This is a genomic window from Nitrosomonas sp. Nm84, assembly GCF_003201565.1.
Lineage (GTDB): Bacteria > Pseudomonadota > Gammaproteobacteria > Burkholderiales > Nitrosomonadaceae > Nitrosomonas.
The window spans coordinates 53,983-63,893 of record NZ_QJJP01000020.1; the positions used below are offsets into that span (position 1 = coordinate 53,983).

General features: G+C 42.9%; 15 protein-coding genes. 4 read left to right on the forward strand and 11 right to left on the reverse strand.

Going from position 1 to position 9,911, the window contains the following annotated elements; genetic code table 11:
• Nucleotides 1-2: 2 nt before the first annotated feature.
• The 3 genes from C8R34_RS10885 to flgB are packed head-to-tail and all read right to left on the reverse strand — an operon-like array spanning nucleotide 3 to nucleotide 1,497.
• Nucleotides 3-671: a flagellar hook assembly protein FlgD gene (locus C8R34_RS10885; RefSeq protein ID WP_309146187.1), complete on the reverse strand. Its 669-nt coding sequence runs from the start codon at nucleotides 669-671 to the stop codon at nucleotides 3-5.
• A gap of 8 nt (nucleotides 672-679) precedes the next feature.
• Nucleotides 680-1,084, reverse strand: coding sequence for a flagellar basal body rod protein FlgC (gene flgC, locus C8R34_RS10890; RefSeq protein ID WP_110340618.1), 405 nt, complete (start codon nucleotides 1,082-1,084; stop codon nucleotides 680-682).
• Between the two features lie 2 nt (nucleotides 1,085-1,086).
• Nucleotides 1,087-1,497 (reverse strand): flagellar basal body rod protein FlgB, encoded by a 411-nt coding sequence (gene flgB / locus C8R34_RS10895; protein WP_110340619.1) that lies wholly within the window; start codon nucleotides 1,495-1,497, stop codon nucleotides 1,087-1,089.
• 209 nt (nucleotides 1,498-1,706) lie between these two features.
• Between flgB and flgA the strand changes: the two genes are divergently transcribed.
• The 4 genes from flgA (at nucleotide 1,707) to C8R34_RS10915 (ending at nucleotide 3,822) form a co-directional block, all read left to right on the forward strand.
• A complete protein-coding gene (gene flgA, locus C8R34_RS10900; protein WP_258364468.1) occupies nucleotides 1,707-2,426 on the forward strand; it encodes a flagellar basal body P-ring formation chaperone FlgA in 720 nt (239 codons plus the stop codon).
• A gap of 157 nt (nucleotides 2,427-2,583) precedes the next feature.
• Nucleotides 2,584-2,853 (forward strand): acyl carrier protein, encoded by a 270-nt coding sequence (locus C8R34_RS10905; protein ID WP_110340621.1) that lies wholly within the window; start codon nucleotides 2,584-2,586, stop codon nucleotides 2,851-2,853.
• Nucleotides 2,854-2,991: 138 nt separating this feature from the next.
• Complete coding sequence (locus C8R34_RS10910; RefSeq protein WP_181415495.1) at nucleotides 2,992-3,366, forward strand: Mth938-like domain-containing protein; 375 nt, start codon at nucleotides 2,992-2,994, stop codon at nucleotides 3,364-3,366.
• A gap of 207 nt (nucleotides 3,367-3,573) precedes the next feature.
• Nucleotides 3,574-3,822: a hypothetical protein gene (locus tag C8R34_RS10915; protein WP_110340625.1), complete on the forward strand. Its 249-nt coding sequence runs from the start codon at nucleotides 3,574-3,576 to the stop codon at nucleotides 3,820-3,822.
• Between the two features lie 340 nt (nucleotides 3,823-4,162).
• On the opposite strand, the gene hslU is transcribed toward C8R34_RS10915, so the two are convergent.
• The 8 genes from hslU to C8R34_RS10955 form a co-directional block, all read right to left on the reverse strand.
• Complete coding sequence (gene hslU / locus C8R34_RS10920; protein ID WP_110340627.1) at nucleotides 4,163-5,491, reverse strand: ATP-dependent protease ATPase subunit HslU; 1,329 nt, start codon at nucleotides 5,489-5,491, stop codon at nucleotides 4,163-4,165.
• 118 nt (nucleotides 5,492-5,609) lie between these two features.
• Complete coding sequence (gene hslV / locus C8R34_RS10925; protein ID WP_110340629.1) at nucleotides 5,610-6,131, reverse strand: ATP-dependent protease subunit HslV; 522 nt, start codon at nucleotides 6,129-6,131, stop codon at nucleotides 5,610-5,612.
• A gap of 80 nt (nucleotides 6,132-6,211) precedes the next feature.
• Nucleotides 6,212-7,105 (reverse strand): tyrosine recombinase XerC, encoded by an 894-nt coding sequence (xerC, locus tag C8R34_RS10930; RefSeq protein ID WP_110340631.1) that lies wholly within the window; start codon nucleotides 7,103-7,105, stop codon nucleotides 6,212-6,214.
• Entirely contained in the window at nucleotides 7,095-7,793 is a 699-nt protein-coding gene (locus tag C8R34_RS10935; RefSeq protein ID WP_110340633.1) for a DUF484 family protein, read from the reverse strand. The genes xerC and C8R34_RS10935 overlap by 11 nt, the downstream gene beginning before the upstream one ends.
• Before the next feature lie 16 nt (nucleotides 7,794-7,809).
• Entirely contained in the window at nucleotides 7,810-8,637 is an 828-nt protein-coding gene (dapF, locus tag C8R34_RS10940) for a diaminopimelate epimerase (RefSeq protein WP_110340635.1), read from the reverse strand.
• A gap of 12 nt (nucleotides 8,638-8,649) precedes the next feature.
• Nucleotides 8,650-9,105, reverse strand: a complete 456-nt coding sequence (locus tag C8R34_RS10945) for a GNAT family N-acetyltransferase (RefSeq protein ID WP_258364469.1) — start codon at nucleotides 9,103-9,105, stop codon at nucleotides 8,650-8,652.
• 63 nt (nucleotides 9,106-9,168) lie between these two features.
• The gene (locus C8R34_RS10950; RefSeq protein WP_110340639.1) at nucleotides 9,169-9,606 is read right to left on the reverse strand and encodes a PGPGW domain-containing protein; all 438 of its coding nucleotides are present in this window, start codon (nucleotides 9,604-9,606) and stop codon (nucleotides 9,169-9,171) included.
• Between the two features lie 152 nt (nucleotides 9,607-9,758).
• Nucleotides 9,759-9,911, reverse strand: a 153-nt coding sequence (locus tag C8R34_RS10955) for a methane monooxygenase/ammonia monooxygenase subunit C (RefSeq protein ID WP_219999589.1), incomplete at its 5' end; no start/stop codon positions are given.

Here is a 9,911-nt window from a genome sequence, read left to right on the forward strand (position 1 = left end):
AATTAAAATACTCGTTTAATATCAGATAAATTGGCAAACCCTAGTTCGCCCATATCAAGCAGCGCACCATTCTCACCCAATGAAACACTATTGACCAAACCTAGTGAAAGTGTACTTGCTTTTATTTCATTTCCACCCTGCTTCGCGCTCACAGAAAAAGTGTAGTTTCCATCAGCCGCTTTTGCACCGCTATCTGTTTGACCATCCCACGGAATTGTGCTGACGCCTGTTGGATGTGCGCCAAGATCCAAATGCCGAACAGGTATACCCGCACTATCCAATATTGTTATTTTAAGCTGATCAACCGGTTGTGCTAATTCAATTCCAGCCACCGCTGAGTCTTTTTCAAGTTTAATAGCCGTGCCAGGAACAAAAGCACTGTGTCCTATCATTCCCGTCGCTTCCATTGATAGGCTATCTTCAACATCCGAGGTTAGCAGTTGCAGTGTTGTATTCAATTTATCAATACCTGTTACAGTACTGATTTGTGCCAATTGACTGGTGACTTCTGCATTATCAAGCGGTTTAAGCGGATCTTGATTTTTCATCTGAGTAACTAACAGTTTCAAAAAACGATCCTGTGGATTTTCAGCATTCTTTTTAGCGGTGATACCTGTCGTTGCTGCCGATGCAGCAGTCTGTGAACTGGCTTGTTGGATTGCACTCATCATGTACTCCTTTATTGACCGATAGTCAGCGTTTTTTGTAGTAGAGATTTGGTGGTATTCATCATATCCACACTATTCTGATATGAGCGCGATGCAGACATCATGTTAACCATTTCGTCCACCACGTTAACATTCGGCATCGTCACATATCCATTCTTATCCGCGAGCGGATGTTTGGGCTCAAACACTTGTCGCATCGGCGAGGGATCATGCACAATACCAGCAACCTTAACGCCGCTTGCACCATTGGCTGCTGCCTGCAATGTGCTAAAAACCACTTGGCGTCCACGATAGGGTTCACCCGTCGAACTGGTAGCACTATCAGCATTTGAAAGATTACTGGCTACTACATTCAAACGCTGAGATTGTGCCGACATTGCTGAACTTGCAATATCAAATACATTAAATAAAGACATTATTATCTCTCCTGCATAGCTAATGTTAAGTTCCTAAATTCATTCGTAATGAACGTGATACTCGCATCATATTTAATTGAGTTATCCGCGAATCGAGTACGTTCCATGTCCATATCCACTGTGTTACCATCTGCACTCGGTTGCAAAGGAACGCGATACAATACGTCGTTTCCAAGCGTCCCTGGAATAGCGGAATTAATATGCATTGAAGATGTCGTATTTAAATTTACGGCATTTAGATTAGTGGTTGGTGAAAGCTTTTCACGTAGTACGCCAGCAAAATCAATATCCTTCGCTTTAAAATTTGGAGTGTCTGCATTGGCTACATTACTTGACAGCAATTCTTGCCGTGCAGCTCTTAAGCTTAAGGCTTGATGGTAAAAATTTAACTCTTTATCAAGTTTGTTTATCATTCTATTAATCCTGATTAAATATATCTTTCAATCTTTCTATCAGCATTTAGCATGCCAAGTATAATAAATGCTTTAATTAGTCGACCAACCAGCGAAAAAGACATGAAATAGATGCTATCTTTAAACATAAATTTCTGTGTGCCTGTTTAAGATAACGATATGGCGGCAATGATTGCCGAAAACGGCAACAATTAATGGTCGAATAAATTATGATACGTTACTTAGTGTTAATGCTTTGTCTACCAGCAGTTTCAATCTTTCCGTTTCCTTTGTTGGCATCACAGCACAAACCTACTCCCCAACAGCAAGAAATTTCGATCATTAAAAACGCGGTAGAAAATTTTATTTACAGCAATACTGCAACACTATCCGGACAGGTTATTGCTAATGTCGACAAAATTGATCAGCATCTGAGTTTACCCAAGTGCCCGGAACTGGAGCCTTTTATGCCTACCGGTAGCCGTTTATGGGGAAAAACTTCTGTTGGCGTTCGCTGCAACAGTCAATCCGCAACTTGGACTATCTACGTTCAGGCTGAAGTAAATGTGATGGCCAATGTACTGCATACAGCACGCTCCATTTCAACCGGACAAACACTCGTACATGAAGATGTAACGCTACAGAATGTTAATCTAACGCAAATGCCTGACGGCATATTCACAAATGCAGCACAAGTAATCGGTAAAGTTGCCACCACAAACCTTACAGCCGGACAACCATTGCGCCCACAAATGCTACGCGCACCCTACGTTATCTTGCGCGGACAAAAAATCAATCTGGTTGTTCAGGGGCGAGGATTTAATATCAGTTCGGAAGGCCAGGCTTTGGCTGATGCCGCCGAAGGCCAAGTCGTTCAGGTTCGCAATAAGTCGGGGAGAATCACTAGCGGAATTGCTCGCACTAATTCAATCGTTGAAATACAACCTTAGCGCCAGTAGTCAAGAATTTTCACAGTTGCACTGACCGTATGCTGTCAATTAATTACTCGCCATGCAAACAAAGTAATCAAAATCCTAAATCAGACTTATAATTACAGGTTACTTAATTTACCTATAAAAACACAAAGCTTTCCAACAGTTAATCCGAATGGACTATACCACTGAAATAAAAACAATCTTATCTGACATCTTGGGGTTAGGTGAGCGATGCGATTCCATTACAGCAGATACTTCTTTACTAGGCAATATTCCCGAGCTTGATTCAGTTGCCGTGGTAACAATTATTTTAGCCCTAGAAAAAGAATTTTCGATCTCAATTAATGATGATGAGATTAGTGCGCAAACATTTCAAACACTCGGCACTTTAGTTAATTTTGTTGAAAAGAAAGTAACTCTTGAGAACAGACAATTGCGCTAAAATTATTCAATATATAAAAATGTGCTATTCCACAGCACATGTAAAACTCAGGTAATAAAGATGTATTGATTGTCTTTGATTACATTAATGCACATAATTACTGCTATTAAAATTATCCTTATCCTGTGGAGTACACTATTGAAATTACATCTGGCAAATTTTGCTCATCAATATATTTTTACCGGTTATGGCGATGGATATGTACTGATTAACCAAAATCGTTATGAAAAAAGCTTGATTGTATTACCGGATTATCTAATTGAGAACTGGCCAATACTATCGGTCTCACAACTCGAAGCTCAACATTTTCAAAACCTACTGCCGCATAAACCTGAAATCGTAATCTTGGGTACAGGCGCCAAACATCAATTTCCAGATCAATCTCTACTAAGCCAATTAGTCAAACTAGGTATCGGTATTGAAGTTATGGATACAAAAGCCTGTTGCCGCACCTATAACATATTAGCTGAGGAAGGACGTCGTGTTGCTGCAGCCATACTTATTGAACCTTGATGAGACTCAACAATTTCATAAAAATATGAAAATAGATTATTTAACGGCAGCTGCAGGAACAGAAAATTATGCTATAGTTCACTGGCTCAAATCATAAGATTCTCAAAAGAAATGGCCATGATATTTATGATTGTGATAAATTCATGTTTGGAAAGTCAGGCGCATTAAAATTGGCTTCCTTGATAATATATAATATAGGAGTTAAAAATGAACAAATTTCTTATTGCAGTATTCGCTTCAGTATTTTTATTCGGTTCTTCTGTTACTTTTGCAAGTGGAAACCTAGAGTCTGGACTGCCACCAGTATCTGCTCAAGATATTCTAAACAAAATGGCATGTGAAGGTAAAAAAGCTGGTGAAACAATCAAGGATCGTACTGATGGCGAAAAGGTTACCTGTCCTGCAAAAATAAAAAATCCTAGACAAGGTGGACCTGCAGCAGGATCAACTTATTAATATTGAAGGCGCAGATATCACTTGCCTTCTTTTGAATAAAAAATCTGACAAATAACTAACTGTCATATAGTAGTAACCTGTATTTAGGCCAAACCAGATAGCGTATTAGGATTATTTCTTATTAAATCCAACAAACTAAATGAATTCAGTTCAATTAGTCTACCAAGAGAAGTAAAACACACACAACTATCGGTTTGGCCAAGCATTTTGTCTGCGTTAACAAAATCTGCTCAACACCAACAAATTCCTCAACTCAACTCCAGAAAACCATCACCTCTCTCTTATCAGCATGAGAAATATGAAGGTTAACATCCGAAGGATAATCTTATAAACTGAAGACTTATAAAACATACCGCGCCAGGTCTTCGCTTTGCGAAAGATCCTTGAGGCGTTCGTCGACATATGACGCATCAATAACAACAGTTTCTCCACTGCGCCTCGGTGCATTATATGAGACTTCTTCCAGTAATTTCTCCATGACGGTATGTAGACGTCTTGCACCAATATTCTCAGTTCTACTGTTCACAGAGTATGCAATCTCAGCCAAACGTTTAATGGCATCGGTGGCAAATTGTAGCTGTATGCCCTCTGTAGCCAGCAATGCTTCATATTGACGAGTCAGGCAGGCATCCGTATTCGTCAGAATCTGCTCAAAGTCGCTGACACTCAGACTAGCCAATTCAACGCGAATGGGAAAGCGTCCTTGCAGTTCGGGAATCAAATCAGAGGGTTTAGACATGTGAAATGCACCACTGGCAACAAACAGAATGTGATCGGTTTTGATCATGCCATATTTGGTTGATACGGTTGTGCCCTCAACCAGAGGCAACAAGTCCCGCTGCACACCCTGGCGTGAAACATCTCCTCCGGTATTACTTGTACGGCTAGCAATTTTGTCTATTTCGTCCAGAAATACAATACCGTTCTGCTCTACATTCTGAATAGCCATCAACTTTAGTTCCTCATCATTGACCATTTTTGCGGCTTCTTCTTCGAGCAGCATTTTTCTGGCTTCCCGTATTGTCATCTTACGAGCTTTCTTTTTTTCCCCTGTCATATTCTGAAACATTCCCTGAATCTGGGATGTCAGATCCTCCATACCGGGTGGTGCAAAGATTTCCATATTGGCCCGCGGCGCTGCCACTTCTATTTCAATTTCTTTATCATCCAACTCACCTTCGCGCAATTTTTTGCGGAATTTCTGACGTGTCGAATTATCTTGCTCATCCACATTGAGTGAACCAAGATCTCTAGCAACCGGCAGCAACGCATCAAGAATGCGATCTTCTGCACGATCTTCCGCAAGTGGTTGCTTCTTGCGGGTTTCTCTCTCGCGCAATTCCTTAATCGCTGTCTCAACCAAATCACGAATAATCGAATCGACATCGCGTCCAACATAACCCACTTCGGTAAATTTAGTCGCTTCAATCTTTATAAAGGGCGCGTTCGCCAGCTTTGCCAAACGACGCGCAATTTCGGTTTTACCGACGCCCGTCGGACCAATCATCAAAATATTCTTAGGCGTGATTTCCTGGCGTAATGGATCGGCAATTTGCTGTCTACGCCAGCGATTCCTAAGTGCGATCGCCACAGCCCGCTTGGCTGAATTCTGGCCGATGATGTGTTTGTCCAGTTCATGGACAATTTCTTGTGGGGTCATTTGAGACATGATTTTAAATTCAGTGTTAGAGGTAAAATGAACAAAATTCCAAAGGGGAAACGCAGGTCAATCAACTGCACGCTCTCTGCAACTATAAAAAATATTCTTACTGCTTGACAGGAATAACCTAGTCAATGGTCTCGATAACATGATCTTGGTTGGTGTAAATACAGATGTCACCCGCTATCGTCAGTGCTTTTTTCACAATTTCCTGAGGAGGTAAATCAGTATTTTCCAATAATGCGCGAGCGGCTGCCAAAGCATACGAGCCGCCACTACCGATAGCGGCAATACCCAACTCAGGTTCGATCACATCGCCAGCGCCAGTAATAATCAACGTCGCATCCTCGTTGGCAACCACTAGCATAGCTTCCAATCTACGCAGAATTCGATCCGTGCGCCAGTCTTTAGCCAATTCAACCGCGGCACGCATGATATGCCCATGATGCGCTTCCAGTTTACCCTCGAAACGTTCGAATAGTGTAAAGGCATCTGCAGTACCACCCGCAAACCCAGCCAGAATTTTGTCATGATAGAGCCTGCGGACTTTACGCGCACTGGACTTAGCCACAACAGCACCCAGCGTTACTTGACCATCGCCACCTAATGCAACCTGACGGCCGCGTCTTACTGAAACAATTGTTGTCATGAAATTTGCTTAACTCGTTACAAAATATCATTATAGCCTATAAAACATGGCTGACTCAGATAGAAAGAATAAGCAAATGATCAGCTTCTTTTTTTGGCCCGCGGGTGCGCGGTATCATAAACCTTTGTCAGATGTTGGAAATCCAGATGCGTATATACCTGTGTAGAAGTGATATGAGCATGCCCCAACATTTCCTGAACAGCACGCAAGTCACCGCTGGATTGCAACAGATGTGATGCAAAAGAATGTCTTAAAATATGCGGATGTACATTTTGATGAATGCCTTGCTGCCTGGCCCTGTTTTTCAAACGATAACTAATGGTACGGGCACTGATCGCATCGCCATGCTGCGATAAAAAAAGGGCGGATACCTCCAGTTTAACAATCTGTACACGCTGTTCAATCCATGCCTTCAAAGCCTGAATTGCATAATCGCCGACCGGAACAATACGTGTTTTCCCCCCTTTACCAAGCACTCTGACCGTTCCTTCCGAAAAACTGATATCCACGGGCTTGAGTTGTGTCAATTCAGCCAATCTTAAGCCTGAAGAATAAAACAATTCAAACATGGCACTATCCCGTATTGTCAACATATGGTCGGGTGAGAATGCCAGTAACTGCGTGGCTTCATCAGGAGAAAGTACATTGGGTAGTTTCTGCGCTGATTTGGGGACATGTAAACCAATACAAGGATTATGCCGGTACTGATGATCACGTATCAAATAACGATAAAAACTGCGCCAAGCCGATAACATTCTAGACAAACTTCGACTGGAAAGCCCTTTGCCATGGAGTTGCGCAATCACCTGGCGAATATTCGGCGATTGGATCTGTTTTAAATCGTCTGTATTGGCATACTTAAGCAAAATACGAATATCACGGGCGTAGTTTTCGCTGGTCAGTGGCGACAAACGCCGCTCATAAGTCAGATGATGAATATATGCAGCGGCCAGTGACTCAGGTTTACTGATCATTGGTTACATGGTCTTGCGCTTCGCTGCTGGCGGTTTCCGCCAAGTCATAGCGGGCAATCGTGGTACACACTAATTCCCCCAACCGTTTTAAATACAATGTTCCCATTTCCGGATAAAATCTTTCGGCATCAGGACTACCCAGAACAAGTAAACCAATGGTTCGTGTGGTGTTCAGAGAAATCATGGAGAATGAATTGAGGTGCTCCGCGCCTTCACCAAACCAACACTGGATTTCGTCCGCGACATGATTGCCACAATAAGGTTGCGACAGGCTTTCAGCAATAATGTGCACATCCTGGCTAGCAGGAGTAAATTCAACGTGTTCCCGGTCACTGCAGGCAATATTCCACAAGCGCATTGCCACAAGCGGTACAGCAAAATCCTCACGTAAACTGAAATAGAGTGCGTTGAAGAATTCGCTCATACTGGAAACAGAAAGTAATGCGATGGTCAGGCGATGGATTTTCTCACCAATCGCATCATTTTCTTCACCAAAACTGATTAATTCAAGCAACTTATCCTGTAATACGCGATTTCTTTCTCTTAACGAGGCAACTTGCCGCTCATTGATTGAAATCACCTTATCATCATGCAAGCCAGGAATATGGATATCCGCCAACAAATCGGCGTATTCATTGAAAAATTGTGGGTGATCCTGTAGATACTGCGCAACGTCTTCCGGTTTCATGATGCTTCCTTGTTAATTACAAATTAATTTCACCTTCAAATACCGTAACCGCCGGGCCTGTCATCCAAACTGGCTCATCGTTCTCCTGCCAGCTGATCGTTAATTCACCGCCTCGCGTACTGACTGTCACCTGATGATCCAGCAAACCGAGATTGATGCCGGCCACTACCGCGGCGCAGGCGCCTGTTCCGCACGCCAGTGTCTCACCGGCACCACGCTCAAAAACGCGCAATTTGATGTGACTACGATCAGCCACCTGCATGTAACCGACATTCACGCGTTTAGGGAAACGCGCATGCATCTCGATCAACGCGCCTTCGGTATCTACCGGTGCGCATGCAATATCCTGCACGACACGAACAGCATGCGGGTTACCCATAGACAACGCACTTATTGTAACCGGCTGATCCGGCATTTCAAGCTGATAAGTCAATGCGCACTTCTCTGCAATAAATGGAATTGCTTGCGGTTCAAATAAGGGTTTCCCCATATTAACAGTAATACTTCCATTGACCTCCAGTTTCGGGGATATCACACCACTGAGTGTTTCTATGCGAATTTCACTCTTCTCGGTCAATCCGTGATCATGCACATAGCGGACAAAACAGCGTGCACCATTGCCGCATTGTTCAACTTCACCGCCATCCGCATTAAAAATGCGATAACGGAAATCAGCCTGCCCCACGGCCTTTTCAACCAACAATATTTGATCACAGCCGACACCGAAATGGCGATCTGCGAGCAAACGAATCTGTTGTGGATCTAGATTGATCGATTGATTGATTCCGTCCAGAACAACAAAATCATTACCCAAACCCTGCATTTTGGTAAATTTCAATTTCATGGATTAAATATTCTAGCGGCTCAATTTTGTTAGGGTCATCAAATAATCATTCATGGTATAGCCGCCTCCAATATCCACAATACTATCACCCGTGACTTCAAATCCATACTGCTGATACGCCAGAATGGCAGTTCGGTTATGCTTATTGACCGTCAAGATCAGTGACTGTAGATTATTTCCCCGCATTATTTCAACAGCATCTGCCATCATCATCGCGCCATAGCCTTTGCGATGATGATCACAATGAATGTACAGTTTGTCAATTTTTAGTTCGTTCGGCTTATTTGTGCGCATGCAACAAGAAAAGCCGATGATCGCTTCATCCAAAACCAATTTTCTCCACCAGATTCCCGGATCTGATAATTGTTCCTTGATCAGCTCCGGCTGATAACGTTGCGTCAACATATAATCAATCTGCCCGGATGAAATAATATCCGCATAATGATACTGCCAAATTGTCTTGGCCAAGGTTGAAATCGTGCATGCATCAACTATTGCTACAGGCAATACTCTGGGAATCATATCAGGCGATTATTCTTCGGCATGTGGTTTTAATGTAAATGGCAATTGATTAAATTTTTGACGCATCTTATTGACAGCGTTAAATACCGTATGCTGCCCGACAATCCGGGCTTCCAGCTTACGCTTATTGGGGAAATCCATCAGTGAAATTCCAATCAGCATCGTCAGTAAGCCCTGCCCTGGCAGAAAAAGCATTAGAAATCCCGCTAACAGGAATACAACACCGATCATATTTTTAATCATCAAACCGATGATGCGCATCACCGGGTGCCGATCTTTCATCCAGTGACGAGGAACGCGCGTATCAAAATAATCACTCGGCAAGCGAATCAGAATCCAGGGAATCGCGATTAAAGTACCCACGAAGCCGACAATCGAGGCTATCGTCAGACCTACAAGCATATCGGTGGATATCCACTGCTGAATGGTTATGACAGCATCATCCATGATACAAACATCCAGTTATGTAAAACAAGCTTGTTCAAAAAACTGACCGGATAAAGATCTTTTGGCAGCAATTTAGCAAGTAGATCGGAAAAATACCCCGCTGCCTGTTAAAACAGGCAGCGGGGTGACGTCTGAGGACATCGGAGACTGAATTAAGGAACAATTCGGTTATTGAGAATTTCTTTGCTTTGATTATTCCAGATAACGTCAGTCAGGTTCGAGTAACGGGTGATGATCTGTGCTGCAATACCACCTGAGAATAACCCTGCCCAGCCCAGAATCACAAAGCCCCAGTGCAATGGTGC